This is a genomic window from Sulfurisoma sediminicola, assembly GCF_003865015.1.
Lineage (GTDB): Bacteria > Pseudomonadota > Gammaproteobacteria > Burkholderiales > Rhodocyclaceae > Sulfurisoma > Sulfurisoma sediminicola.
The window spans coordinates 311,795-337,330 of sequence record NZ_BHVV01000003.1; the positions used below are offsets into that span (position 1 = coordinate 311,795).

At 69.4% G+C, this 25,536-nt stretch carries 31 protein-coding genes; 23 read left to right on the forward strand and 8 right to left on the reverse strand.

What is annotated here, in order from left to right; translation table 11 throughout:
• Position 1: 1 nt before the first annotated feature.
• From EJE94_RS07820 to EJE94_RS07830, 3 genes are read right to left on the reverse strand one after another with little or no spacing between them, the layout of a single operon-like run.
• Positions 2 to 1,309, reverse strand: a complete 1,308-nt coding sequence (locus EJE94_RS07820; protein WP_121242349.1) for a response regulator — start codon at positions 1,307 to 1,309, stop codon at positions 2 to 4.
• Positions 1,306 to 1,779, reverse strand: a complete 474-nt coding sequence (locus EJE94_RS07825; protein ID WP_121242348.1) for a hypothetical protein — start codon at positions 1,777 to 1,779, stop codon at positions 1,306 to 1,308. The genes EJE94_RS07820 and EJE94_RS07825 overlap by 4 nt, the downstream gene beginning before the upstream one ends.
• Complete coding sequence (locus EJE94_RS07830) at positions 1,776 to 3,188, reverse strand: sensor histidine kinase (RefSeq protein ID WP_165904782.1); 1,413 nt, start codon at positions 3,186 to 3,188, stop codon at positions 1,776 to 1,778. Before EJE94_RS07830 ends, EJE94_RS07825 begins: the two co-directional genes overlap by 4 nt.
• Positions 3,189 to 3,362: 174 nt before the next feature.
• On the opposite strand from EJE94_RS07830, the gene EJE94_RS07835 reads away from it, so the two are divergent.
• From EJE94_RS07835 to EJE94_RS07940, 22 genes are all read left to right on the forward strand, one after another.
• A complete protein-coding gene (locus EJE94_RS07835; RefSeq protein WP_121242346.1) occupies positions 3,363 to 3,656 on the forward strand; it encodes a c-type cytochrome in 294 nt (97 codons plus the stop codon).
• Between the two features lie 13 nt (positions 3,657 to 3,669).
• The gene (locus tag EJE94_RS07840; protein WP_121242345.1) at positions 3,670 to 4,980 is read left to right on the forward strand and encodes an FAD-dependent oxidoreductase; all 1,311 of its coding nucleotides are present in this window, start codon (positions 3,670 to 3,672) and stop codon (positions 4,978 to 4,980) included.
• A complete protein-coding gene (gspG, locus tag EJE94_RS07845; protein ID WP_121242344.1) occupies positions 4,977 to 5,399 on the forward strand; it encodes a type II secretion system major pseudopilin GspG in 423 nt (140 codons plus the stop codon). The genes EJE94_RS07840 and gspG overlap by 4 nt, the downstream gene beginning before the upstream one ends.
• A gap of 1 nt (position 5,400) precedes the next feature.
• Positions 5,401 to 6,588: a type II secretion system F family protein gene (locus tag EJE94_RS07850; protein ID WP_121242343.1), complete on the forward strand. Its 1,188-nt coding sequence runs from the start codon at positions 5,401 to 5,403 to the stop codon at positions 6,586 to 6,588.
• Positions 6,585 to 8,171 carry a GspE/PulE family protein gene (locus EJE94_RS07855; RefSeq protein ID WP_121242342.1) on the forward strand — a complete coding sequence of 529 codons (1,587 nt, stop codon included), beginning with the start codon at positions 6,585 to 6,587 and terminating at the stop codon, positions 8,169 to 8,171. The genes EJE94_RS07850 and EJE94_RS07855 overlap by 4 nt, the downstream gene beginning before the upstream one ends.
• Complete coding sequence (locus EJE94_RS07860) at positions 8,152 to 8,760, forward strand: hypothetical protein (RefSeq protein WP_124962419.1); 609 nt, start codon at positions 8,152 to 8,154, stop codon at positions 8,758 to 8,760. The genes EJE94_RS07855 and EJE94_RS07860 overlap by 20 nt, the downstream gene beginning before the upstream one ends.
• Positions 8,757 to 9,257 carry a hypothetical protein gene (locus tag EJE94_RS07865; protein ID WP_121242340.1) on the forward strand — a complete coding sequence of 167 codons (501 nt, stop codon included), beginning with the start codon at positions 8,757 to 8,759 and terminating at the stop codon, positions 9,255 to 9,257. The genes EJE94_RS07860 and EJE94_RS07865 overlap by 4 nt, the downstream gene beginning before the upstream one ends.
• Complete coding sequence (locus tag EJE94_RS07870) at positions 9,254 to 9,766, forward strand: hypothetical protein (RefSeq protein ID WP_121242339.1); 513 nt, start codon at positions 9,254 to 9,256, stop codon at positions 9,764 to 9,766. The genes EJE94_RS07865 and EJE94_RS07870 overlap by 4 nt, the downstream gene beginning before the upstream one ends.
• Positions 9,763 to 10,236 (forward strand): hypothetical protein, encoded by a 474-nt coding sequence (locus tag EJE94_RS07875; protein ID WP_121242338.1) that lies wholly within the window; start codon positions 9,763 to 9,765, stop codon positions 10,234 to 10,236. Before EJE94_RS07870 ends, EJE94_RS07875 begins: the two co-directional genes overlap by 4 nt.
• The gene (locus EJE94_RS07880; RefSeq protein WP_121242337.1) at positions 10,233 to 12,044 is read left to right on the forward strand and encodes a secretin GspD/PilQ domain-containing protein; all 1,812 of its coding nucleotides are present in this window, start codon (positions 10,233 to 10,235) and stop codon (positions 12,042 to 12,044) included. The genes EJE94_RS07875 and EJE94_RS07880 overlap by 4 nt, the downstream gene beginning before the upstream one ends.
• Positions 12,041 to 12,514: a type II secretion system protein gene (locus tag EJE94_RS07885; RefSeq protein WP_121242336.1), complete on the forward strand. Its 474-nt coding sequence runs from the start codon at positions 12,041 to 12,043 to the stop codon at positions 12,512 to 12,514. The genes EJE94_RS07880 and EJE94_RS07885 overlap by 4 nt, the downstream gene beginning before the upstream one ends.
• Positions 12,515 to 12,516: 2 nt before the next feature.
• Positions 12,517 to 12,888: a type II secretion system protein gene (locus EJE94_RS07890; RefSeq protein ID WP_243642557.1), complete on the forward strand. Its 372-nt coding sequence runs from the start codon at positions 12,517 to 12,519 to the stop codon at positions 12,886 to 12,888.
• Entirely contained in the window at positions 12,875 to 13,393 is a 519-nt protein-coding gene (locus EJE94_RS07895) for a type II secretion system protein (RefSeq protein ID WP_121242334.1), read from the forward strand. Before EJE94_RS07890 ends, EJE94_RS07895 begins: the two co-directional genes overlap by 14 nt.
• 10 nt (positions 13,394 to 13,403) lie before the next feature.
• The gene (locus tag EJE94_RS07900; protein WP_121242333.1) at positions 13,404 to 13,931 is read left to right on the forward strand and encodes a hypothetical protein; all 528 of its coding nucleotides are present in this window, start codon (positions 13,404 to 13,406) and stop codon (positions 13,929 to 13,931) included.
• Between the two features lie 120 nt (positions 13,932 to 14,051).
• Positions 14,052 to 14,411 (forward strand): ArsR/SmtB family transcription factor, encoded by a 360-nt coding sequence (locus EJE94_RS07905; RefSeq protein WP_121242332.1) that lies wholly within the window; start codon positions 14,052 to 14,054, stop codon positions 14,409 to 14,411.
• A complete protein-coding gene (locus tag EJE94_RS07910) occupies positions 14,408 to 14,899 on the forward strand; it encodes an arsenate reductase ArsC (RefSeq protein WP_121242331.1) in 492 nt (163 codons plus the stop codon). The genes EJE94_RS07905 and EJE94_RS07910 overlap by 4 nt, the downstream gene beginning before the upstream one ends.
• A gap of 1 nt (position 14,900) precedes the next feature.
• The gene (arsB, locus tag EJE94_RS07915; protein WP_121242330.1) at positions 14,901 to 15,968 is read left to right on the forward strand and encodes an ACR3 family arsenite efflux transporter; all 1,068 of its coding nucleotides are present in this window, start codon (positions 14,901 to 14,903) and stop codon (positions 15,966 to 15,968) included.
• Positions 15,955 to 17,001 (forward strand): permease, encoded by a 1,047-nt coding sequence (locus EJE94_RS07920; protein ID WP_121242329.1) that lies wholly within the window; start codon positions 15,955 to 15,957, stop codon positions 16,999 to 17,001. The genes arsB and EJE94_RS07920 overlap by 14 nt, the downstream gene beginning before the upstream one ends.
• A gap of 10 nt (positions 17,002 to 17,011) precedes the next feature.
• Positions 17,012 to 17,248 carry a thioredoxin family protein gene (locus tag EJE94_RS07925; RefSeq protein ID WP_121242328.1) on the forward strand — a complete coding sequence of 79 codons (237 nt, stop codon included), beginning with the start codon at positions 17,012 to 17,014 and terminating at the stop codon, positions 17,246 to 17,248.
• 12 nt (positions 17,249 to 17,260) lie between these two features.
• Entirely contained in the window at positions 17,261 to 18,088 is an 828-nt protein-coding gene (folP, locus tag EJE94_RS07930) for a dihydropteroate synthase (RefSeq protein WP_121242327.1), read from the forward strand.
• Positions 18,089 to 19,447, forward strand: a complete 1,359-nt coding sequence (gene glmM, locus EJE94_RS07935; protein ID WP_121242326.1) for a phosphoglucosamine mutase — start codon at positions 18,089 to 18,091, stop codon at positions 19,445 to 19,447.
• A gap of 25 nt (positions 19,448 to 19,472) precedes the next feature.
• A complete protein-coding gene (locus EJE94_RS07940; RefSeq protein ID WP_121242325.1) occupies positions 19,473 to 19,940 on the forward strand; it encodes a hypothetical protein in 468 nt (155 codons plus the stop codon).
• Here the strand turns inward: EJE94_RS07940 and EJE94_RS07945 are convergent, their stop codons facing one another.
• The gene (locus EJE94_RS07945) at positions 19,941 to 20,714 is read right to left on the reverse strand and encodes a GNAT family N-acetyltransferase (RefSeq protein ID WP_121242324.1); all 774 of its coding nucleotides are present in this window, start codon (positions 20,712 to 20,714) and stop codon (positions 19,941 to 19,943) included.
• Between the two features lie 87 nt (positions 20,715 to 20,801).
• Entirely contained in the window at positions 20,802 to 22,739 is a 1,938-nt protein-coding gene (locus EJE94_RS07950; protein WP_121242323.1) for a PhoX family protein, read from the reverse strand.
• 133 nt (positions 22,740 to 22,872) lie between these two features.
• Here EJE94_RS07950 and EJE94_RS14945 point away from each other — a divergent pair, with 133 nt between their 5' ends.
• A complete protein-coding gene (locus EJE94_RS14945) occupies positions 22,873 to 23,007 on the forward strand; it encodes a hypothetical protein (protein WP_275540520.1) in 135 nt (44 codons plus the stop codon).
• 14 nt (positions 23,008 to 23,021) lie between these two features.
• Here the strand turns inward: EJE94_RS14945 and EJE94_RS07955 are convergent, their stop codons facing one another.
• Genes EJE94_RS07955 through EJE94_RS07965 form a run of 3 tightly spaced genes read right to left on the reverse strand, consistent with a single transcriptional unit; the run spans position 23,022 to position 25,532 of the window.
• Positions 23,022 to 23,852: a UDP-2,3-diacylglucosamine diphosphatase gene (locus EJE94_RS07955; RefSeq protein ID WP_121242322.1), complete on the reverse strand. Its 831-nt coding sequence runs from the start codon at positions 23,850 to 23,852 to the stop codon at positions 23,022 to 23,024.
• Positions 23,849 to 24,367, reverse strand: coding sequence for a phosphatase PAP2 family protein (locus EJE94_RS07960; RefSeq protein WP_243642558.1), 519 nt, complete (start codon positions 24,365 to 24,367; stop codon positions 23,849 to 23,851). The genes EJE94_RS07955 and EJE94_RS07960 overlap by 4 nt, the downstream gene beginning before the upstream one ends.
• A complete protein-coding gene (locus tag EJE94_RS07965) occupies positions 24,354 to 25,532 on the reverse strand; it encodes a glycosyltransferase family 4 protein (protein ID WP_121242320.1) in 1,179 nt (392 codons plus the stop codon). Before EJE94_RS07965 ends, EJE94_RS07960 begins: the two co-directional genes overlap by 14 nt.
• Positions 25,533 to 25,536 lie beyond the last annotated feature (4 nt).

The following is a 25,536-nucleotide window of genomic DNA, read 5'->3' on the forward strand; positions in this document are numbered from 1 at the left end:
ACTACTTTGCCAATGGCTTGAAGGTCGCCGGATCCAGGGCGTGGCGCGCCAGCAGCTTGTAGAACTCGGTGCGGTTGCGCTGGGCGATGCGCGCGGCCTGGGCGACGTTGCCGGCCGTGTTGGTCAGCAGGTCGACCAGGTAGTCGTACTCGAAGGCGCGGCGCGCATCGTCGAAGGCACCCATTTCGCGCTCGTTGTCGTCGCGCAGCACGCGGCGCACCAGCGAAGCGGGCACCAGCGGCGTCACGGTCTGCCCGAGCACCTGCTCGACGACATTGCGCAACTGCCGCACGTTCCCCGGCCAGGGCGCTTCCTGCAGCAGGGTCAGGGCATCCGGCGCCAGGCCGTGGGGCGTGCCACGCATCCGTTCGGCCCAGCGGCGGGCGAAGTGACTGACGAGCAGCGGGATGTCGTCGCGTCTCTCGGCCAGGGGCGGCAAGGCCAGCGCGGTCTGGTTCAGGCTGTAGAAAAGGTCGGCGCGGAACTGGCCGCCGCGGATCGCGTTGTCGAGTGCCTGCGAGCTGGCGGCGATGACGCGGATGGTACGGGCTTTGGCGCCGCCGGCCGAGAACAGGCTGATTTCCCGCACCAGCGGCAGCAGCCGCGTCTGCACGCCCGGCGCCAGTTCGCCGACGTCGTCGAGGAACAGGGTGCCGCCGCGCGCGGCGTCGAGCGCGTCGCCGAAGGCGGCGTCTTCGCCGGCGTCACCGGCTTGCGGTCCGCAGCGCATGACGACGAAGGGCTTGTGCGCCCGGGAGGCGGCACCGTGGATGACGCGGGCGAGCGCTTCCTTGCCGCTGCCGCGCGGGCCCGAGATCAGCAGCGGATCGTCGCTTTCGGCCGCGCGGCGCGCCTGCCGCAGCAACTCGTCCATGACGGGGCAGGCCGCCACGAAACCGGTGCGCCATGCCGTCTCGGCGCCACGGTCGGCCGCGATCGGCGGCGACAGGGCCACGGCGTCGGCGACGCGCGCCAGCAGCTCGCGGCCGTCGAAGGGCTTGGTGAGAAAGCCGAAGACGCCGCGCTGCGTGGCGGCGACGGCATCGGGAATGGTGCCATGGGCGGTAAGGATGATTACCGGTACGCTTGGCGCTTCGGCATGCAGGCGCTGGAACAGCGCGTGGCCGTCCATGCCGTCCATGCGCAGGTCGGTGATGACCGCGCGCGGCCGTTCGGCGCGGAAGAGTGCGAGCGCCTCGGCACCGGAGGCGGCCGGCGCCACCTCGTAGCCGGCGGCGGTGAGCCGCATGCCGATGAGGTCGAGAAGATCGGGATCGTCGTCGACGACGAGAATGCGGGCGGCGTTCATCGGCGCGGCGGCTTCTGTCGGGTCTCGCGGTCGATGGCGCGCAGCGAATCGAGCTTCTGCTGCAGGTCTTCGACCTTGCGGTGTTCGTCACGTATCTGGCGCTGGCGCTCGGCAACGAGCTTCTGGATCAGCACGGCGAGATCCCGCCGCGGCGATGGCTGACCGGCCGGTATCGGCTCCATGCCGGCGAGCAGCTGCAGCGCGCGCGCGTCGTCACGCCAGGGAGCGCGCGGCTGGGTGAGCAGCAGCGCCAGCCGCAGGCGCTGCGTATCGCCCGGCTGTTTCTCGAAGGCGGCCAACGCCGCCTGGTATTCGCGCCGCTGCTCGTCTGTCGCCATGCCGACCATGCGGTCGTGGAAGTCGAGCAGTTCGATCACTTCGCGTGCTTCGCCCGATGTCCACGGCGTGGCGGCACAGCCGCCGAGAAGCAGGGCGGCCGCGAGCGCCAGCAGCAAACGACGCGGCGTCATGCGTCGGCTCCGGCCAGGGGCAGGGTGGCACGGAAGTGCGTGCCGGCCGTCGTGGCGACGAGGTCGAGCGTGCCGCGATGGGCGGCGACGAACTCGCGGGCGATGGCGAGCCCGAGGCCGACGCCGGCCACGCCCCTGGAGGCGGGGCTGCGGTAGAAGGGCTCGAAGATCTTCTCGCGGTCGGCCTCCGGCACGCCGGGGCCGTCGTCGATCACGTCGAGCACCGCGCTCTCGCCCTCCTGCGTCAGCGTCAATCGCAGCTGCCCGCCGTCGGGCGAGAACTTGATCGCGTTGGAGACGAGGTTGTCGATTATGGTCGTCAGCTCCTCGCGGCCGCCGGCCACGGTGAGCGGGGCCAGGGTGCCGGATACGTGCAGGTGCTTGTTGCGCGCCGCCAGCTGATGCGTGGCGAGGATCTGCTGGATCAATTCGTCGAGGCGCAGCGGCACCGGCTCGATGCGGTCGCGCAGGTAGCCGGCCTGCTGCATCTTGAGCAGGCTGTCGATCAGCCGCTGCAGGCGCAGGGCGTTGCCCTGCATGATGCCGGCGATCTTGGCCTGTTGCGGCGACAGCGGGCCGGCCACGCCCTCGTGCAAGAGGCTGGCGCCCTCGCGCAAGGCCGCCAGCGGCGTCTTCAGCTCGTGCGAGACGTGGCGCAGGATGCGGTTGCGCTGCTGCTCGAGCGCCAGCAGGCGCCGGCGCAGCCAGTCGAGGCGGCGGCCGACCCACTGCAGGTCTTCCGGCCCCTTGAGCCGGATCCGGCGCTCGAGGCGGTTCTGGCCAAGGGCGACCACCGCGCGCTCGAAACGGCTGAGCAGCTTGGCCAGCAAGCGCCGGCCGAGCCAGAACATTGCGCCGGCGAGGCCGAAGGCCACGGCGAGCGTGATCAACACGCGTTGCCTCAGCGCGTCGGCTTCGGCGCTAAAGGCGTTGCGCTCGCCGTCGATGCGCTGACCGGCTTCGTCGAGCAGGCCGAAGGCCTGCCCCTTGATGGCGACGAGGGTCTCGCGCAGCGGTGCGGTGCCGGCCGTCGCCAGCTTGGCGTAGGCCGCATCCTCGGCGGCGAGCATCGCGCCAATGCGTCCGGCCAGCGGCACCAGCAGGGGTATGCGCGCGAACTCCTCGCTGCTCTGCCGCCACTCCCGGCGCGAAGCCGCGTAGTCGTCGAGCAGCGAGCGGTCGCGCAGTACCTCGTACTGGCGCAGGCTGCGCTCCATGTGGCTGAGTTGCTCGGGCAGTTCCCAGCCGAGCCGTGCGGTCAGCGAGGCCTGCTGCACCACATTGGCGCTGCGCACGGCGATGTCGTTGAAGCTGATCGAGGCGAAGGCGACCGCGGCGAGCAGCGGCAGGGCCCCCAGCCACCAGCCGACGAGGATCAGGCGCAGGAAGGAGCGCGGATAGAGGTTCACGGCCGCAATCCTAAGCCAAGGGGCCGTCCGGCCAAAGTGTCGGGGTTTGGCGACAGTAGCGGCGCCGCGCCCGGATCGGGAACATGCGCTCCGCAGACGCGCTGCCAGGAGCGTCGGCAATGAGCTGCCAGTCGTACGAACGGGCGGCATTCCGGAACAAGACAAGGAGCTTCCATGAATCAAAGCCGAATCATACGCGGGCTGGTGCTTGCCCTGGCTGCGGCACCCGCGTTCGCCCAGACGACCCCGCCGTCCGGCCGCCTGCTCGCCTCCAATTGCTTCCAGTGCCACGGTACCAACGGCAAGGGCGGCGTCGAGACCCTCGCCGGCAAGTCCGCCAGCGAAATCGTCAAGGAGCTGAAGGAGATGCAGGGCAAGGCCACGCCCAAGATGATGGACATGCACGCGCGCGGCTATACCGACGCCGAGATCGCGCTCATCGCCAACTACTTCGCCGCACAGCGCTAAAAGGGGATTCGACATGGTCAAACGCAGAGATTTCATCAAAATGGCCGGCGCCGCCGGCCTCGGCCTCAGCGCCGCCGGCTGGAGCATGCTCGCCGCAGCCGATGGTGTGGCCGCACCGGTCGCCGTCGGCGTACCTACCAACACCGGCATCAAGGGCCGCGTCGTCGTCATCGGCGGCGGCATGGCCGGCGCCACGGTCGCCAAGTACCTACGCATCTGGGGCGGGACCGGCGTCGATGTCACGCTGATCGAGCGCGACTCGGCCTACTCATCGAACATCATGAGCAACCTGGTGCTCAACGGCAGCCGCACCATGTCGTCGCTGCAGTACGGCTACGGCAATCTGACCAGCCGTTACGGCGTGAAGATGGTCAAGGGCGACGTCGCGACCATCGATCCGGTCGGCCGCAGCGTCACGCTGGCCTCGGGCACCCGCTATGCCTATGACCGACTCGTCGTCGCGCCGGGCGTCGACTTCGACATCCTGCCGGGCCTCGAGACTGCCGCAGCACAGGCCAAGGTGCCGCACGCCTGGAAGGCCGGCCCGCAGACCACCGCGCTGCGCAACATGATCACCGCCATGCCGAACGGCGGCGTCTTCGTCATGAGCATCCCCGGCAAGCCCTACCGCTGCCCGCCGGGACCCTACGAGCGCGCCTGCGTCGTCGCCGACTGGCTCAAGAAGAACCGCCCCGGCTCCAAGGTGATCGTGCTCGACGCCAACCCCGGCATCACCGCCGAAGTGCATTCCTTCACCGACGCCTTCAACGTCGTGCACGCCGGCGTCATCGAGTACCAGCCCAACGTGACCATCAACAGCGTCGACGCCACGAACATGACGGTGAACACCAGCATCGGCAACATCCACGGCAACGTGCTCAACCTGATTCCGCCGCACCGCGCCGGCAAGGTGATCGCCGCCAACGGCCTGGCCGATTCCGGCGGCAAGTGGACCAGCGTCGACGTGCTGTCCTACGAGGCCAAGGTGGCGCCGGGCATCCATGTCATCGGCGACGCTTCGGCCACGACCCAGCCCAAGGCCGGCCACATCGCCAACCAGGAAGCCAAGGTCTGCGCCGACGCCATCCTGCGCCTGTTCTCCGGACGTGCGCTCGATCCTTCGCCGCACACCAACTCGGCCTGCTACTCGCCGATCACCTTCGAGACGGCCTCGTGGCTCACGGCCAACTTCGCCTACGACCCGGTGACGAAGACCATGCAGCCGGTCGCTCCTTCGTCGGGCGAGGCGGCGGCACGTTCGAAGGACAACTTCGAGGAGATGAACAAGTGGTTCACCGCGCTGATGGGGGACAGCTTCGCATGAGCAGGGCGGGACGACAGCGCGGCTTCACCCTGCTCGAGCTGCTGGTGGTGGTCGCCATCATCGGCCTGCTCGTGGCCTACGTGGGGCCGCGCTACGTCTCGCAGATCGGCAAGTCGGAGACCGCCGCGGCCCGCGCCCAGATCGAGGCGCTGGCCAAGGCGCTCGACGCCTTCCGGCTCGATACCGGCCATTATCCGTCGGCTGCGCAGGGCCTCGCGGCCCTGCGCGAGCGGCCGGCAAGCGAGGCGAAATGGAACGGCCCCTACCTGCAGAAGGACGTGCCGGCCGACCCCTGGGGCAAGTCCTATGTCTATCGCCTGCCCAGCAGCAACGGCAGCCGCAACGATTTCGACCTGCTCTCCTACGGCCGCGATGGCGCGCCGGGCGGCAGCGGCGAAAACGCCGACATAACCTACTGAGATGCGCTACGCGGTCAGAGCGCTGGGCAACGATGGCGTCGTCACCGTGGCGGTGGAAGCCGCGGATGCGGCGGCCGCGTGCGCACAAGTGAGCGCGCAGGCGCTGCGGCCGCTGTCGGCCGATGCGAATGAACTCCTCCCCCTTACGCTGCGGCTCGGCCGCAGCGCTTTTTCTTTGCAGTTGTTCAGTCAGGAGTTGCTGGCCCTGCTCGAGGCAGGGCTGTCGCTGACTGAATCGATCGAAGCCCTCCATGACAAGGAGCAGCGCGTCGACGCGCGGAGCGTGCTCGAGCGCCTGGCCCGTTCGCTCGACGAAGGCCGGCGCTTTTCCGACGCGCTCGAGGCGCAGCGCGAACACTTTCCGGCGCTCTATGTCGGACTGATGCGCGCGGCCGAGCGCACCTCGAGCCTGCCCGAGTCGCTGGCGCGCTACATCGAATACCGCGGCCGGCTCGATGCCGTGCGCAGCCGCGTGGTCAGCGCGCTGATCTATCCGACGATACTCGCCGTGGTCGGCTTCGTCGTGACGCTGTTCCTGCTCGGCCACGTCGTGCCGCGCTTCGCCGGGGTCTATCAGGGCACCGGGCGTGATTTGCCCTGGCTGTCGCAGCAGCTGATCGCCTGGGGCGCCTTCGCCGCCAGCCATGGCCGCGCGCTGGCCATCGGCGCCGTCGTCGCCGCCCTGGCGCTCGTCGCCGGCGGCCGCCAGTGGTGGCGTGGCGGCGGACCGCGCGCCCTGCTGGCGCGCCTGCCCGGCGTCGGCAGCACCATGGCCACCTTCGAACTGGCGCGACTCTACCTCTCGCTCGGCACGCTGCTCGAGGGCGGCCTGCCCATCCTCGCGGCGATGCGCCTGGCCGAGGGCCTGCTCTGCGACGCAACCCTGCTGCGCTACCGCAGCGCCGCCGCCGCCATCGGCCGCGGCGAGAGCGTGTCCCAGGCCTTCGAGGCCGCTGCGCTGGTGACGCCGGTGGCACTGCGCATGCTGCGCGTCGGCGAGCGCACCGGCAGGCTCGGCGAGATGATGGGCCGCGCCGCCCGCTTCCACGACGGCGAACTCGCGCGCCGCATCGACTTCTTCGCCCGCACCTTCGAGCCGCTGCTGATGGCCGCGATCGGCCTGGTCGTCGGCACCATCGTCGTCCTCCTCTACCTGCCGATCTTCGACCTTGCCGGGAGCCTCAGATGAATGCGCCCATGAACGCCGCCGTGGCGGCCGCGCTGCAGGAACACGACTTTCCCCTGATGACGCTGCCGCAGCTGCACCGGCTGACCCCGGCGCTCGACCGCCTGCCGCTGGCCGATGCCCAGGCGCGGCGCTGTGCGCTGTTCCGCGACGGCAAGCGCTGGATCGCCGTTTTCGACGACCCGCTGGCCGGCGATGTGCAGCGTTGGGTCGAGGCCCGTGCCGGCGGCTTCGTCGACTGGTATCTGGCGCGTCCGGACGACCTCACGGCCTGGCTGGGCCGGCAGGAACAGGGAAGCTCGGCGCTGGCGAGCGTGGCGCCGAAAAATCTCGGCGCCGGCGGTACGGCGCAGACGAGGGAATCCGCCGAGGAGGTGTCGCTGGTGCGCATCCAGCAGGATGCGAGCCCCGTCGTGCGCCTGGTCAATTCCACCATTCACGACGCGCTCAAGCTCGGCGCCAGCGACATCCACCTCGAGGCGACGGCGACCGGCCTCGACATCCGCCTGCGCATCGACGGCGTGCTGGAAAAGGTCGGCGGTGCCGTCGGCCGCGACATCGCCGAGCAGGCCGTCTCGCGCCTCAAGGTGCTGGCCGAGCTCGACATCGCCGAGCGGCGCGTGCCGCAGGACGGCCGCTTCCCCGTGCGCTATTCCGGCCGCCGCATCGACCTGCGCGTGTCGGTGATGCCGAGCATCCACGGCGAGGACGCCGTACTGCGCATCCTCGACAAGCGCCGCCTGGTGCCCGACGGCGAGTCGCTGCGGCTCGAGCGGCTCGGTTTCGCCGCCGCCGACCTCGCGCGCATCCGCGACCTGGCCGCCCAGCCCTACGGCATGCTGCTCGTCACCGGTCCCACCGGCAGCGGCAAGACCACCACGCTCTACGGCGTGCTGTCGGAGATCCACGACGGCCGCGACAAGATCGTCACCATCGAGGATCCGGTCGAGTACGAGCTGCCGGGCGTGCTGCAGATCCCGGTCAACGACAAGAAGGGGCTCTCCTTCGCCCGCGGCCTGCGCTCCATCCTGCGCCACGATCCCGACAAGATCATGATCGGCGAGATCCGCGATGCCGAGACCGCCGAGATCGCCGTGCAGTCGGCACTCACCGGCCACCTCGTGCTGTCGACGGTGCACGCCAACCATGTCTTCGACGTCTTCAGCCGCTTCGCCCACATGGGCATCGATCCCTATTCTCTCACCTCGGCGCTCAACGGCGTCTGGGCGCAGCGCCTGCTGCGCACGGTCTGCCCGCATTGCGCCGAACCCGTCACCCCGTCTCCACGCGACATCGCCGCGCTCAAGCTGACGACGGAGGTCGCCCTCGATGGCGGCGCTTTCCGTCGTGGCAAGGGTTGCGGCGAATGTCGCGGCACCGGCTATCAGGGGCGTCGGGCGGTCGCCGAGATCCTGGCTCTCGACGACCGCCTGCGCACCCTGATAGCCCAACGCGCGCCGCTGGGCGAAATCAAGGCCGAGGCGCGACTCCAGGGCACGCGCAGCCTGCGCGACGCCGCCCTGCACCTGGCCCGCGAGGGCCTCACCACACTCGAGGAGGTGGCCCGTGTCACTCTTCAACACTGAAACCGCCGAAATGCGCATCTCCCGCAATGGCGCCGATCCTCTGGTCGACCCGCCGCATCCGGGCGCGATGCTCGACATCCTCGTCTCCGACGCCCTGGTGCGCTACTGGATACTCGAACGGCCGGCCGGGCTGGCCTCCGCCGCCGAGCTCGACCTCTACGCGGCCGACCGTTTCGCCGAGGTCTTCGGCGATGACCCGGAAGCCTGGGTGCTGCGCGTCGATCCGCTGCCGCAGGCGGAGCGCTGGCTCGCCTGCGCGGTGCCCGCCATCTTCGCCGTCGACGTGGCGCGCGCCGCCGAGGCAAAGGGCTGGCGGCTGCGCAGCGTGCAGCCGCGCTTCGTCCGCGAATACAACCGCCATTGCCGCGAACTCGGCCCCGATGCCGCCTTCTGCGTCGCCTCGAGCGAGAGCACGACGATCGGGCTGATCAGCGACGGCTGCTGGCGGGGCATCCGCGTCCATCCGCCGCTCGCCGATGCGGCAACCAGCTTCGGTGCGCTGCTGCGGCGCGACTGCCGCCAGGCCGGCGTCGCCTTCGACGTCATGCAACCGACCGTGGTCGGCTCGCTGCGTGCGGCGGCGCGATGAAACCGCTGGCGGTCGACTTCGCGCCGAAGCGGCCGTGGCCCGACGTCCGCCACCGCCTGCGCTGGTTCGCCGGCGGCGCAAGTGCGCTGGTGGTGGTGGTGTCGAGTGCCGTCTGGTTGCTCGTCCCCCCGGCGGAAGCCGGCCACATGGCGGCGAACTCCGCCCCGCGACCGCCGGCGGCCGATGAGGCGCAGGCCGCCGATGCCGCCGTGCGGGCGCTGAATTTTCCCTGGTTGACGGGACTCGATGCGCTGGAAGGCGCATTCGGGCCGGGCGGGGATGCGGTGTTGCTGCGCGCCGAAGCCGATGTGCGGCGCTCGATCGTGCGCGTCAGCGGCGAGGCGCGCGACGCGGCCGCCGTGCAAGGCCTGCCGTCCCGCCTGCGGGCCCTGCCGGGCGTGGCCGACGCGACCCTGCTCGGCCAGGAAGTGCACGACGCCAGCGCGACGCGGCCGGTGCGCTTCAGCCTCGAATTGCATTTGAAGGACCCGGCATGAACCCGCGTCTCGATCTCGAACTGTTGCTGCGCCGCCACGGCTGGCGCCTGTATGCCACCGCGGCCCTTGCCGCAGCGCTCTGCGTCGCGGCAGCCGGTGTCGGCTGGTCCCGCGTCGCGCCGCCGGCGACGGTGCCGGCCACCGACGGCAACCGCCAGATCGAGGACCGGCTGCGTGCCTTTCGCAATGTGCTTATTCCTCGGCAGGAACTCGACGCCCGGCAGCGCGGCGTCCTCGACGAGGCGACGCGCCATGGCCTCACGCTGGGTCGCATTGATTACAGTTTCGAGGGCAACGCGGCCGGGCGCTTCGGCGTCGCCACGCTGCAGATGCCGGTACGCGGCGCATATGCCGACTTCCGCGGCTTTCTCGCCGCCGTGCTGGCAGGGCAGCCGGCGATCGCGCTCGACGATCTCGCGATCGAACGCGGCAATGGCCAGGGCGGCATCGAGGCGCGCCTGCGCCTGGCCTTCCATACCGAGCCGCAAACGGGCGAGGTACGGCCATGAAATCCCGCCGCCTGCCCTGGCTGCTCCTCGCCCTGGCGGCGACCGCCGCGCTCGGCGCGCTCGGCGAGCCGAATGCCGACGTGGCCGTCACAGCGTCGGCGCGGTCGCAGGAGCGCGCCGCCAGCATTCGTGCGCTGCTGCCGCGCAGCACGGCGGCATGGCAGGGCGGCGACCCGTTCGCGGTGGCCGCTGTCGCGCCGGCCGCGGTGACATCCGAGCCGCCCGCCGCCGTGGCGCCGGTGCCGAGTTTTCCCGCACCGGCGCCGTGGCGCGTCATCGGCAAGCAGCAGGACGACGACGAGAGCTGGACCGTCTTCCTCGCGCGCGGCGAAGACACCTGGGTGGTGCGCGAAGGCGACACCCTCGATGACGGCTTCCGCGTCGCCGCGATCAAGCCGCCGACCCTGACCCTGCAGCACGTCAAGCGCCAGACGCGTCGCACCCTCGACATCGGAATCGCCAAAGAATGAAACGACTGATTGCATTGCTTTCCCTCCTCCTGTTGCTCGGCGCCTGTGCCAGCGGCAACGGATTGTTCCGCGAAGGCCAGCAGCTCGCCGAGCAGGGGCGGCTGGAGGAAGCCCTGCCGCGCTTCGAGGCAGCCCTGCGCGAGACGCCGAATCGCGCCGAGGTGCGCCTCGCCGTCGCCTCGACGCGCGAGCGCCTGGCCGGCCAGGCGCTGCAGCAGGCCGACCTGGCGCTGGCTCAGGGCCGCCGCAATGACGCCGACGCGCTGGCGGCGCGCGCGCTGGCGCTCGACCCCGGCAATGCCCGTGCCCGCAAGCTGCTCGACTCGGCTCAGTTCGAGCGCCGCCGCGCGCAGTGGCAGATCGAGGCCGAGGCGGCCTGGGGCCGCGGCGACGCCGACGCGGCGCTGGCCCGGCTGCAGGCCATCCTTGCCGAGGCGCCGAGCGATGCGGCGGCGCTCAGGCTGCGCGAGGCGATCGAAGCCAGCCTGACGCTGCCGGCTCCCGATCCCAAACTCGCGGCGGCGCTGGCCAGGCCGGTCTCGATCGAGTTCAAGGATGCCAGCCTCAAGCAGGTGTTCGAGGTGCTCGCGCGCACCTCGGGCATCAACTTCGTTTTCGACAAGGACGTCAAGGCCGATCAGCCGAGCACGGTCTACCTGCGCCGTGCCACCGTCAAGGAAGTGCTGGCGGCGGTGCTGATGTCGCAGCAGCTCGAACAGCGCGTGATCGACGCCGGCACCATCCTCGTCTATCCCAACACGCCGGCCAAGGCGCGCGACCACCAGGCCCTGACCATCAAGACCTTCTACCTCACCAACGCCGACGCCAAGACCGTGGCCGGCACGCTGCGCACCATCCTCAAGGCCAAGGACATCGTCGTCGACGAGAAGCAGAACATGATCGTGATGCGCGACACGCCCGAGGCCGTGCGCCTGACCGAGAAGCTGCTGGCGGTGCACGACCTGCCGGAGCCGGAGGTGATGCTCGAAGTCGAGATCCTCGAAGTCAAGCGCAGCCGCCTGCTCGATCTCGGCATCCGCTGGCCCGACCAGCTGGCGCTGACGCCGCTGCCGGGCACCGCCGGCGGCACGCTGACCCTGTCCGACGTCCTCAATGCCACCTCGCGCTCCCTCGGCGCGCAGCTCCCGCCGCTGGTCATTTCGGCCGGCAAGAGCGAGAACGACACCAACCTGCTGGCCAACCCGCGCATCCGCACGCGCAATCGCGAAACGGCCAAGATCATGATCGGCGACCGCGTCCCCAACATCACGGCGACGGCGACGGCGACCGGCTTCGTCGCCGAGTCGGTGCAGTATGTCGACGTCGGCCTCAAGCTCGACGTGCAGCCGACCATCTATCTCGACAACCAGGTGCTGATCCGCATCAACCTCGAGGTCAGCAGCATCGTCGACCAGGTCAAGACCAAGGCAGGAACGCTGGCCTACCAGATCGGCACCCGCAACGCCTCGACCGTGCTGCGCCTCAAGGACGGCGAGAACCAGGTGCTGGCGGGACTGATCAGCGACGCCGAGCGCAGCAGCGCCAACAAGGTGCCCGGCCTCGGCGACCTGCCGCTGATCGGCCGCCTGTTCGGTTCGCGCTCGGACGATGGCCAGAAGACCGAGCTGATGCTGTCGATCACCCCGCGCCTGGTGCGCAGCGTGAACCGTCCCGCCCTGGCCCGGACCGAATTCGACTCGGGGACCGAGGCCAGCCTGCGCGCGCGCGGCCCGGACCTGTCGGCCTACACCGAAGCCGTTCCGCCATCCCAGCCGGCGGCCCCGGCCGAAACGGCACCGGCGCGATGAAACGCGCCGGCGGCTTCACCCTGATCGAGCTGGCCGCGGTGCTGGCGATCCTCGGCGCGCTGGCGAGCATCGCCCTGCCGCTGGCCGAAATCTCCGTGCAGCGCGGCCACGAGCAGGAACTGCGCCGCGCCCTGCGCGAGATCCGTGACGCCATCGATGCCTACAAGCGTGCGGCCGACGAGGGGCGCATCGCGCGCGATGCCGGCTCCAGCGGCTATCCGCGCTCGCTCGCGGTCCTCGCCGATGGGGTGACGGATGCGCGAGATTCGAAGCGGGCGAAGATCTACTTCCTGCGGCGGGTGCCGCGCGACCCGATGCATCCGGATGCCGGCCTCGATGCCGCGGCGACCTGGGGCAAACGCAGCTACGCCAGCGAGCCTGACGACCCGCAGGAGGGGGAGGACGTCTTCGACGTGTTCTCGCGTTCGCATCTGCTCGGGCTCAACGGCGTCGAATACCGGAGGTGGTGAAGGTGGCGACGAGAGGCTTCACCCTGATCGAACTGCTGGTCGTGCTGAGCATCCTCGCCATGCTGCTCTCGCTGTCGGCACCCAAGTATTTCCACAGCATCGAGGCCTCGAAGGAGACCGTGCTGGCCGAGAACCTGCGCATCGCGCGCGAGGCGATCGACCGTTTCTACGGTGACTCCGGGCGCTATCCCGAATCGCTCGACGAGCTGGTGACGCGGCGCTACCTGCGCGCGCTGCCGATCGATCCGGTGGCCGACAACTCCACCGAGTGGACGCTGGTCGCGCCGCCGGCGCGGGTCGAAGGCCGCGTCGCCGACCTGAAGAGCCGCGCGCGCGGCACCGGCCGCAACGGGCAGCCGTATGCGCATTGGTAGCCCCGGGCCGGGCACCAACGCCGGCTTCACCTACATCGGCTTGCTGATCTTCGTCGCCATGCTCGGCGCGGCGGCGACGGCGTCGCTGGGCGCGGGGGCGAGCCTGCTGCAGCGCGGCGCCGAAGCCGAGCTGCTGGCGATCGGCCTCGAGTATCGCGCGGCCCTGAAAAGCTATGCCGAGGCGACGCCTTTCGGCCAGCCCGACGCACCGAAGGAACTAACCGAACTGCTGCGCGACCCGCGCTACCCGGGCGTGCGTCGCCACCTGCGCCGCCTCTATCCCGACCCGTTGACCGGCCGCACCGAGTGGGGCGTGTTGCGCGATCCCGGCGGCAGGATCCTCGGCATCCACAGCCTGAGCACGACGGCCACGCTGCGCCAGGCCGAGTTCCCGCTCGGCCTCGAATCCTTCAAGGAAGCGCGACGGCACGACGAGTGGGTGTTCGCGCTGGTGCCGCAGGCCACCAGCGCCACGAACGCGGGGGGCATCGGCACCCCTCGCTGAGGCCAACGCCATGAACGCACGCCTTCCCCATCCCTTCGCTGCCATCGTCGGGCGCCTGCTGCAGGCGGCGCCGGCAAACGCGGCTGCCATCGCTATCCGCCGCGAGCCACCCCTGGCACGCCTTGCCGCCGAATTCGGCGAATTTGTCGGCTCGCAGCAAAGCGCCACGGCACTGATCCAGGCACTGCGCACCGGCACCCCGATCGTGCTCGGGCAGCCGCGATCTTCCGCGAGCCCCGCATTCAGCTCGCCCACGGGGCCGCTGAGCTACGCCAATGTCCGCATCGTGCTCGCTCTGGCGCGGTCGCAGCTGGCGGCCCAAGGGCTTTCGACGGCGAGCCCCGAGCGGCTTCGATGGGTGCTGATCGGCGACGCGGGTGCCGACGGCATCCTCGCCCGCCGCGCTGCGGGCTTCGGCTGGGGCCGCATCGCCCACGCTTTGGGGCTGAAGCTCGGCGCCGTGGTCCGCGGCGATGTCGGGCCGCCGACGGCACCGACTGCCGCGGCGAGGAAGCCGTCAAAGCCTCGTCGCGCGTAGCAACTCGATGCGACGTGAGTTCACGTCGAGGCATGACCGCGGCAGGAGAAGGTGTCGAGAAAAGCGGGCTTTCGTCAGGATTCACACATTTTCACGATTCTAGAATGATAGAATCGTCACATGGATACCCGTGACGCCGTTGCGGCGCTCGCCGCGCTCGCCCAGGAAACCCGTCTCGCCGCCTTTCGCCTGCTGGTGCAGGCGGGCGATGGCGGCTTGGCAGCGGGCGAGATCGCCCAGGCGCTGGACGTACCGGCGCCGACCCTCTCCTTCCACCTGAAGGAACTGGCCAATGCCGGCCTGGTCGCGAGCCGGCAGGACGGCCGCAACGTCATCTACCGCACCGCCTATGCGGCGATGGACGAACTGATCGCCTATCTCACCGACAACTGCTGCCACGGCGGGCAATGCCTGCCGAAGACGGCGGCCGTGGCCACGGCGGCGAAGCGCCGGGCCAAAACCCAGGAGAGACAACCATGACCATCAACGTATTGGTGCTGTGCACCGGCAATTCCGCCCGCTCGATCCTGGGCGAGATGCTGTTCAACCACCTCGGCGCCGGACGCGTGCGTGCATGGAGCGCCGGCAGCAAGCCGGCGGGACAGGTCAATCCGGTGGCGCTCGAAACGCTCGAGAAGCATGGCGTGCCGTGCGCAGGGGCGCGCAGCAAGAGCTGGGGGGAGTTCGCCGCACCCGATGCGCCACATTTCGATTTCATCTTCACCGTCTGCGGCAACGCCGCCAATGAGACCTGTCCGGTCTGGCCCGGCCATCCCGCCACCGCCCACTGGGGCATCGCCGATCCGGCCCACGTCGAGCCGCTGGGCGCGCGGCGCGCCGCCTTCGAGGCGGCCTACCAGGCGCTCAAGGGCCGCGTCGAGGCCTTCCTGGCTCTGCCGCTCGAAGCCATGAGCCGCGACGACGCGCTGGCCGCGGCACGGCGCATCCACGACCGCGAGGCCGGCTGAGATGTCCGCGCAATGCGAAGTCACCGCGAAGGTCGCCGCCGGCGCACCGTTGAGCATCTTCGAGCGCTGGCTGACACTGTGGGTGTTCCTCTGCATCGTCGCCGGCATCGGCCTCGGCCAGTTCGTGCCGGCGCCGTTCCAGACGCTGGGCAAGCTGGAGGTGGCCCGCGTCAACATCCCGGTCGGCCTGCTGATCTGGGTGATGATCATCCCCATGCTGGTCAAGGTCGACTTCGGCGCCTTGCATGAAGTGCGGCAGCACGTGCGCGGCATCGGCGTCACGCTGTTCGTGAACTGGCTGGTCAAGCCTTTCTCGATGGCCTTCCTCGGCTGGTTGTTCGTGCGCCACCTGTTCGCGCCCTACCTGCCGGCCGACCAGCTCGACAGCTACATCGCCGGCCTCATCCTGCTGGCGGCGGCGCCGTGCACGGCCATGGTCTTCGTCTGGAGCCGACTCTCCGACGGTGATCCGCTGTTCACCCTGTCGCAGGTGGCGCTCAACGACGCCATCATGATCGTCGCTTTCGCCCCCATCGTCGGCCTGCTGCTCGGCATCTCGGCGATCATCGTGCCGTGGGACACGCTGTTCACCTCGGTGGTGCTCTACATCGTGATTCCGCTGGCGCTGGCGCAACTCTGGCGCAGATCCCTGCTGAAGAAGGGGCAGGGCCATTTCGACGCGGTGATGGAGAAGATCGGGCCATGGTCGATTTCGGCGCTGCTGGCCACGCTGGTGCTGCTGTTCGCCTTCCAGGGCAGGGCCATCGTGGACAAGCCACTGATCATCGCGCTGCTGGCCGTGCCCATCCTGATCCAGGTGTTCTTCAACTCGGCGCTGGCCTACTGGCTGAACCGCGTCGCCGGCGAGAAGCACAACGTCGCCTGTCCCTCGGCGCTGATCGGCGCCTCCAATTTCTTCGAGCTGGCGGTCGCCGCCGCGATCAGCCTGTTCGGCTTCGAATCGGGCGCGGCGCTGGCCACGGTGGTCGGGGTGCTGATCGAGGTGCCGGTGATGCTGCTGGTCGTGCGCGTGGTCAATGCCACGAAAGGCTGGTATGAGCGCGGCTGAGTCCTTGCCCGACGATCGCCGCGCCTGGGGCGGGACGGCGCTGTTCCTCGCCGCCTGGGTCGTGCTCTACGCCAGCCTGGTGCCCTTCGCCGACGCCGTGGTGGCGCTGCTACCGCTCGCGCGCGGCACGCACCTGGGCGAGGCCGTGCATTTCTTCGTCTATGACACGCCCAAGGTCCTGCTGTTGCTGACCCTGATCGTCTTCCTGATGGGCGTGATCCAGACCTTCTTCTCGCCCGAGCGCACGCGCGCGCTGCTGGCCGGGCGCCGCGAGGGCGTGGGCAACGCCATGGCGGCCAGCCTCGGCATTGTCACGCCGTTCTGCTCGTGTTCGGCGGTGCCGCTGTTCATGGGCTTCCTCATGGCCGGCGTGCCGCTGGGCGTGACGTTCTCCTTCCTGATCTCGGCGCCGATGGTGAACGAGATCGCGCTCGGGCTGCTGTTCGCCATGTTCGGCTGGAAGGTGGCCGCGCTCTATCTCGCGCTCGGCCTGACGGTGGCCATCGTCGCCGGCTGGGTCATCGGCCGGTTGCGGCTCGAACGCTGGCTCGAGGACTGGGTGCGCGAGATGATCCAGGCCAACGGCGTCGCCGAGCAGGAGGTACCCGCAGGCATGCGCTGGAGCGAACGTTTGGCCTCCGGCAAGCGGCACATGTTCGAGATCGTCGGCAAGGTCTGGCCCTACATCCTTGCCGGCATCGCCATCGGCGCCGCCATCCACGGCTACGTGCCGCAGGACTTTCTCGCGGCCATCATGGGCCGCGACGCCTGGTGGGCGGTGCCGGTGGCGGTGCTGATCGGCGTGCCGATGTACACCAACGCCGCCGGCATCATCCCGGTGGTCGAGGCGCTGCTGGCCAAGGGCGCGGCGCTGGGCACGGTGCTGGCCTTCATGATGGCGGTGATCGCGCTGTCGCTGCCGGAGTTCATCATCCTGCGCCGCGTGCTGTCGGTGAAACTGATCGCGGTCTTCGCCGGCGTCGTCGCCACCGGCATCCTGCTGGTGGGCTACGTCTTCAACCTCGTCCTGTGAGGAATACACCATGAAAAGCATCAAGGTCCTCGGCACGGGTTGTGCCAACTGCCGCAACACGCAGAAGCTGATCGAGGATGTCGCCGCCGCCCGGGGCGAGCAGGTCAGCATCGAAAAGGTCGAGGACATGAAGGAGATCGTGCGCCTCGGCGTGATGAGCACGCCGGGCGTGATCATCGACGGCAAGGTCGTCCACTCCGGCGGCGTGCCGGCGCGCGGCAAGGTCGAGGGCTGGTTCGCGGGGTAAAATCCGCGCCGCATGAGCACACTCGCCTGCGGCCGCTTCCGCCTCTCCCTCGACCGCCCGCTGATCATGGGCATCGTCAACCTCACGCCGGACTCGTTTTCCGGCGACGGGGTCGGCGGCGACGCCTCGCGCGCGATCGACCATGCCCAGGCGCAGCTCGAAGCCGGTGCCGACATCCTCGACTTCGGCGCCGAGTCCTCCCGCCCCGGTGCGCCGCTCGTCGCGGAAGAAGACGAACTCGCGCGGCTGTTGCCCGTGTTGCGGGCGCTGCGCGACGCGGCGGTGCCGCTCTCGGTGGACACGATGAAGCCGGCCGTGATGCGCGCTGCGCTGGCCGAGGGCGCGTCGATGATCAACGACATCCGCGCGCTGACCGAGCCAGGCGCGCTGGAGGCGGTGGCGGCGTCCGACGCCGCGGTCTGCCTCATGCACATGCAGGGTGAGCCCCGCACCATGCAGCAGTCGCCGCATTACGCCGACGTCGTCGCCGAGGTCTTCGGTTTTCTGGAAGAGCGGGCGCGGGCCTGCGAGCTGGCCGGCATCGCGCACGAGCGCATCGTGCTCGATCCGGGCTTCGGCTTCGGCAAGACGCTGGAGCATAATCTCGCGCTGCTGCGCGCCCTGCCGGAGCTGATCATCCGCGGCTTTCCGGTCCTCGCCGGCGTTTCGCGCAAGTCCATGCTCGGCCAGATCACGGGCAAGCCGGTCGGCGTCCGCGTACATGCCAGTGTCGCCGCCGCGCTGCTCGCGGTGCAGAAGGGCGCGGCCATCGTGCGGGTGCATGACGTCGCGGCGACGCACGATGCGCTTGCCGTTCTTAACGCAGTGGAGATCGTCTAGATGAGCAGGAAGTATTTCGGCACCGACGGGGTGCGCGGCCGCGTCGGCCAGGCGCCGATCACGCCCGATTTCGTCATGCGCCTCGGCTACGCCGCCGGCACCACGCTGGTCGCACGTGAGCACCTGCCGCCGGGCGAACACCCTGCGGTGCTGATCGGCAAGGACACGCGCATCTCCGGCTACATGCTCGAGGCGGCGCTGGAGGCCGGCTTTGCCGCGGCCGGCGTGGACGTCATGCTGTGCGGGCCGATGCCGACGCCGGCCATCGCCTACCTGACGCGGGCGCTGCGGCTGCAGGCCGGCGTCGTCATCTCCGCCTCGCACAATCCCTACGCCGACAACGGCATCAAGTTCTTCTCTGCTGCCGGCACCAAGCTGCCCGACGCCGTCGAGCACGAGATCGAGGCGCGCCTCGACGAGCCGATGGGTTGCATGGACTCGGCCCGGCTCGGCAAGGCGCGGCGCATCGACGATGCCGCCGGCCGCTACATCGAATTCTGCAAGAGCACCTTTCCCAACGCGTTCGACCTGCGCGGCATGAGGATCGCCGTGGACTGCGCCCACGGCGCCGCCTATCACATCGCACCCAAGGTTTTCCACGAGCTCGGTGCCGAGGTGATCGGTGTCGGCGTGGCGCCCAACGGCATGAACATCAACGAGAACGTCGGCGCCACCGCGCCCGATGCGCTGCGCCGCGCCGTGCGCGAGCACCATGCCGACATCGGCATCGCGCTGGACGGCGACGCCGACCGCGTGCTGATGGTCGATGGTGACGGCAACCTCTACGACGGCGACCAGCTGCTCTACGTCATCGCCCGCCACCGCCATGCCCAGCGGCCTGTCGCCGGAGTGGTCGGCACGCTGATGACCAACCTCGGCTTCGAACATGCGCTGGCCAAGCTCGGCATCCCCTTCGCCCGCGCCAGGGTCGGCGACCGCTACGTGCTGGAGATGCTGATCGAGAAGGGCTGGCTCTACGGCGGTGAGAATTCCGGCCATATCCTCTGCCTCGACAAGCACAGCACCGGCGACGGCATCGTCTCGGCGCTGCAGGTGCTGGAGGCGCTGCGCGCGCGCGGCGAGACCCTGGCGCAAGCCTGCCAGGACCTGACCATGTACCCGCAGAAGCTCATCAACGTGAGGATGAGCGCCGGCTTCGACTGGAAATCCGATCCCGGCATCAAGGCGGCTGCTGCTGCCGCGGAAAAGGCGCTCGACGGCAACGGCCGCGTGCTGTTGCGCCCCTCCGGCACCGAGCCACTGCTGCGGGTGATGGTCGAAGGCCGCGACGGTGCGCTGGTCACGGCGCAGGCCGAGGCCATCGCCGCCGCGGTGCGCGCGGCGGCCGAACACCATTGACCATTCAAGTCACGGAAGACCGACCATGAAGCTGTATCCACTTGCCCTTGCCCTTTTCCTGGGTACCGCCGCGCCGCTCGCGCTGGCCGAGACCGTGCGCTGTCCCGATCTCGCCGACGCGGTCCAGGCGGGCACCTGCCCGGCGGAGGAGGACCTGCGCTACACCTACCACGCCTACTGCAGCGACGACGCGCGCATGTATCGCGGCGACAACGAGCTGTGCCCCGACTACCGCCGCTACCGCAAGGTCAAGAACGTCGTGCTGTGGGAGTCCAGGGACGGCACCTTCCAGGGCTACGTCTCCTGCGACGTGCCGGCGGCGATGCTGCGCCAGGCCAGGGCCGTCACCATGACGGTCGGCAAGCAGGGCAAGATTACCCGTCTGGCCTGCAGCTACGGCGAAGGCATGGTCTTCGGCTACCGCAGCCGCGGCGAGTGCAAGGTCCAGGTCGGCGACTGCGCGGCCGGCGCCTGCACCGCGGAGTGCGACTGATCAGCCGCGCATGAAGTGCCGCGCGTAGCGCGGGCTGATGCGCTCCATCGGCAGCAGCAGCGGCAGGTCGGCGGTGTTGAAGTCCGGATCCCAGGCCGGGTCGCCGCAGATCCAGGCACCGGCGCGCAGGTAGCCCTTGAGCAGCGGCGGCACCTCGGCCGCATGGCCGGTGACCAGCCGCTCGAAGGGCAGGCGGTCGCGCGGGAAGACGCGGTACTCGAGCGGCGCGATGTGGGAATCGATCAGCTGCACGAAGAGGTTGGCGGCGTTGTGGCCGCCGTCGGCCATGCCGATCGAGGCGCAGCCGATCAGGTAGCGATATTCGCGCTTGAGCATGAACTCGGCGAGCTTGCCCCAGAGCAGCGCGATCACCGCGCCGCTGCGGTAGTCGGGATGGATGCAGGAGCGGCCGATTTCCACCATGCCCGGACGCAGGTGCTGCAAACGGGTGAGGTCGAACTCGTTCTCGGTGTAGAAGCTGCCGACCTTGGTGGCGGCCTCCGGCGTGAGGATGCGGTAGGTACCGACGATCTTGCCGGTTCCCGCGTCCGATTCGTCGCGGACGATCAGGTGCTGGCAATGCGGGTCGTAGAAGTCGGCATCGACGCCGGCGACGCGCGAACGGATCCTGGCGCCGAGTTCCTCGGCGAAAACGCGATAGCGCAGGCGCTGGGCTTCCTCGATCTCGCGCTCATTCAGCGCGAGACCGACCGAGTAGTGCTGGTGGCGATTGTGACCGTTGTCCCTGGCGGGCCGTTCCTGGGCGTGCAGCATGCGCTTCTCCTTGTTTGCCGTCGTGTGTGGCGGCATTGTCGGGAGGTGCGGTTACGCCGCGTTTTCACCCAGGTTGCACGTTTGTGACTACCGGCCAAGCGCCGGCAGGCCACCGAGGTAGCCGATGCTGCCGCGCTGGTCGATGCGCTTGCGCAGTTCCACCTTGATCGCATCAGGATACTGCTTGAGGTCGTTGGCCGCGCCCGGGTGCTGGATGTTGCCCATGATGTAGGTATGGCCGCCGAGATTCGGCACCACCTGCAGGCCGGTGTGCTCGCCGCCGGCCGGCGCGACCAGCACGCGGGCGAGTTTGCCTGAGTCGATGTTCAGCGCCCAGAGGAAGTTGTTGAGGTGGTTGCCCGAGTCCTCGCCGATGAACAGCGTGCGCATCTCGGCCGAGTACTTGATGTTGTCCGGGTTGGCGACGCGCTCGGTGTCGCACTTGTCATAGGGCCCCTGCGTCTGGCCAGGCGGCTTCTGTGCGCCGAGCAGCAGCGCGTTCATGCTCGTCGCGACCCATTCGCTGCGGATCGGCTCGCCCGTGGCATCCTTCTGTCCGTCCGACAGCCGAGACCTGTAGACGCCGCCGCAGACGAGGTCCTTGGCGTCGCCCTTGATGCGGATGTGGTCCTGCGGACGCTCGCCGTTGGCGCCGTCCAGCATGCCGCCTTCGATGTAGGACATCGCGACGTAGAGCTGGCGGTCTGCGGCATTGTGGGTCACGCCCTCCATCTTGGTGAACTCGGTGGTGGCGCCGAGCAACGCGGCATAGCGGCGCGTCTCGAGGAAGGCGGCCGCCTTCTCCATGCCCGGCTTGAGCTTCAGCCAGGAAATCGCCGGCTTGGTGGCCGTGCGACCGGCGTGGCCTTCGTACACCCAGACGGGCCTGAAGTCGGCGTGACGCGCCGGGTCGGCTTTCACGGCGTCGGCCCCGGCCACCTCGAAGATGTCGGAGAAGCGGATGCCACGATCGACCAGCACCTCGATTTCCTTCTCGGCGGCGTGGCCGAGGCGGATCCACTTGAGTTCGGCGGCCGCGCCGTTTTCCGCCGCAGCCTGCTCCCAGCGAGCCGCATAAAGCGTACCGGCGGAGAGATCGCTGGCGCGGTCGGCCACGAACATCGCGAGGATGGTGTCGCGGCCATCGTCGCCCATGTAGGCGGTGCGTCCGTCCGGCATCACGTCGGCGAGCTCGGTGGCTAGACGCCCCATGGCGTAGCGCTTGCTGACCTCGGTCTTGCCGCCGGCCCTGACGGCGACCTCGACGATGCCGCCGTAACGGTAGGGCTTGGCGCCGCCCTGGTCGGCGCGCTTGCCGTGGGTGCCGAGATAGAGGTTCATCGGTTCGAGCGGCTCGTGCTCGAAAATGCGGGCATCGGGTTCGTACTCCTCGCCGCCGAGATGGGTGTTCCACGGCGTCAGCGATCCGGCGCAGGGAATCCACAGGCCGTCCTTGGCCGAAAAGTCGACGTTGCGCAGAGCGGTGGCCTTGAGCGTGCCGCTCTTCCGGTGCTGCGCGACGGTCGCCAGGGTCATCGCCATCGGCAGCTGGCCGTAGAGATCGACACTGCCCTTGCCGCCGCTTGCGGGCGCCTCGGTGTGGTACTCCCAGTGCGTCAGCAGATAGAGCTTCTCGCCTTTGCCTTCCTTTACGCGCAGCAGCGAGTTGGCGTCTGGCGAGTAGGCGTGGAAGGGGCCGCTGGTGACGTTGCCGGCATTGTCGGCCGCGACGGCGACGGGGCGGCCGGCCTTGTCGACGATCAGGCCAGCCTCGGCTCCGCCGATGCGCTCGCCGGAGCGGAACACCGTCTGGTAGGACAGCGGAAACACGATGCGCCGTCCGTCCGTGTAGGTCACGGTCGCCTCCGAGCGCGTGTAGGCCTGGGACATTTCGGCGTCGGTCGCCGGTGCCGGCGTCGAGCTGAATTCGACGGCAGCGATCCTGTCGCCGGCGGCGAGAACGAATGGCGATGCGGTACAGACCTGGGCGGCGGCGACGGCGGTGACGAGGGCGCGGAGTTTCATGTGCTGTCCTATGGAATATCTGGCAGGAAAACGGCGAAGTCTGCCCGCCCGATGTTGCAGGGATATTGCCCGGTCGCCCCGAAGTCACGAAAACTTCATCGCCGCGTCATGTGGCGCCACGAACCTTCCTGCCATGGAAAAGTTGCTTGCCGATCCACTGCTGCCGGCGGTACTGCTGGCCTTCTGGCTGGTGTTGGAGTGGCTGGCCTTGCGGCGGCTGAGGCGCGATCGCGTGCGCCGCGTGCGCGCCGTCGATCGCTCCCGCTGAGGGTGGGGCTTGCCCTAGGCGACGGCGATTTCGCTAGCCGCTTCGCGCGGCGGCTGGTGGCCGGTAGCGGGCGCTGCCCGCTCCGGCAATGCGACGGGCTGCGTGCGAGGCGCGGCATGCTGGATCAGTTCCATGCGGCCGTCGAAGTGCTCGACGATGGCGGTGCAGCTGTCGACCCAGTCGCCGCAGTTGATGTAGGTGATGCCGGCGTCGTGGCGGATGGTGGCGCTGTGGATGTGGCCGCAGATCACGCCGTCGACGCCGCGCTCGCGGGCAGCGTGGATCACCGAGTCCTCGAAATCGAAGATGAAGCTGACGGCGGTCTTCACCTTGCGCTTGGCGTAGCCGGCGAGCGACCAGTAGCCGGGCCGGTTGAGGCGGCGACGCAGCCACGAAAGCCAGGCATTGATCCGCACCAGGCCGTTGTAGCCGATGTCGCCGAGCACGGCGAGCCAGCGGTGATAGCGCGTCACCTGGTCGAACTCGTCGCCGTGGATCAGCAGGTAGCGCTTGCCGTCGGAGGCGGTGTGGATGTATTCGCGCACCACCGTGATGTCGCCGAAGGCGGTGTCGTCGTACTCGCGCAGCGCCTCGTCGTGGTTGCCCGGAATCAGGAAGATCTTCTCGCCGTGACGGGCGCGGCGCAGCAGCTTCTGCACCACGGTGTTCTGGGCGGCGGTCCAGTGGATGCCGCGGCTCATGGCCCAGAAATCGACGATGTCGCCGACCAGGAAGATGTATTCGGCCTCATGCTCGCGCAGGAAGTCGAGCAGTCGCTCGGCCTGGCAGCCGCGCGTGCCGAGATGGATGTCGGAAAGGAATATCGCGCGAACGCGGGTACTCATGTCGGGAATACCCCCAGTACCAGTTGCGCCACGCCGGCGCCGATCAACGCGCCGGCCAGCACGTCGCTCGGATAGTGCAGGCCGAGCACCGGGCGGGACAAGGCCACCAGCGCGGCGAAGGGGTAGAGCAGGGAGGCCAGTCCGGGGAAGCCGGCGACGGCGACGAGGCTGAAGGACACCGCGTGCAGCGTGTGGCCGGAGGGGAAGCTGAAGCGGTCGAGCGCCGGGGCGGCCGCGGCCACCGCGGCATAGACCTGGCAGGGGCGCGGCCGCGAGGTCTTGTGCTTGAGCCAACGGTAGAGAAGCAGGCCGACGAGGCCGGCCAGCGCCATGCGGCCGACCACGGGCCAGGCGGCGCTGCCGTGGATGGACGGCAGAAGCACCATCAGCAGATACCAGAAGCCGCCGTTGCCGAGGCGGCTGACGACACGGAAGATGGCGCGCCAGAAAGGGAAATGGCTGAGGCGATTGCAGCGCAGGCAGAGCGCGAGGTCGAGATGTTCAATCCGGCGCAACGGCGATGATCCTGTCGGCATATTGCCTCCGCTGCTGCATTTGCACCAGGTCTTCGAGGACGCCGGCGAAGGCGTCGTGAATCGCGTCCCAGCCGAGGCGGGCGACGCGCGCCGAGGCACGCAGGCGCAGGCGGGCGAGCAGGCCGGGGTCGGCCGCCAGCGCAGCGGCGGCCTCGATGAAACCATGCTCGTCGCCGGGTGACGCGAGCAGGCCGTCGATGCCGTCGTCGACCAGCTCGCCGGCGGCGGCGGTCGCAAAGGCTACGACACCGAGGCCGCTGGCCAGCGCCTCGAGCGTCACGTTGCCGAAGGTCTCGGTCAGGCTGGGCAGCAGGAAGATGTCGGCCGAGGCGTAGTGCGTGGCGAGATCCTCGCCGTGGCGCATGCCGGCGAAGATGTGTTCGGGGTGGCGTGCCGCCAGCGCCGACTTTTGCGGGCCGTCGCCGACGAAGACCATGCGGGCGTTCGGGCAGCCGCAACGCAAGCCCTCGAAGGCGGCGATGGCGAGATCGAGATTCTTTTCGGCAGCCATCCGGCCGACGGTGGTGACGACCAGCGTGTCCTCCTCCGCGCCCCATCGCCTGCGCAAGTCTTCGCAACGGCGCTGCGGATTGAACAGCCGGGTATCCACTCCGCGTGCCATCACCATGAGATTGCGGAAGCCGGCGCCGGCAAGGCGCTGGGCCAGCCCCTGGGTCGGCACCAGCGTGACCAGGCTGCGGTTGTGGAACTGGCGCAGGTAGCGTTCGATGCTGCCGTGCATCCAGCCGATGCCGTAGTGGCCGCTGTAGGCGTCGAAATTGGTGTGGAAGCTGGTGCTGACCGGCAGCTCCAGCCGCCGTGCGGCCGCCAGCGCCGACCAGCCGAGCGGCCCCTCGGTGGCGACATGGACGATATCCGGGCGCTGCTCGCGCCAGGTCTTGAGCAGCGCACCCCGGGCCGGCAGGCCGAAGCGCAGGCCGGGATAGCGCGGCAGCGGCAGGCTGCCGACCAGCGACTCGCGGAAATCGGCTGCCGTCGCCGCTTGTTCATGCCGATGCTGGCGCGGCCTCACCAGGTGGAGGGCGTGGCCGCGGCGGCGCAGGCCGTCGGCGAGCCGCCCCAGCGTCATGGCGACGCCGTTGATCTCCGGCGGGTAGGTTTCGGTGACGAGGGCGACGCGCATGATC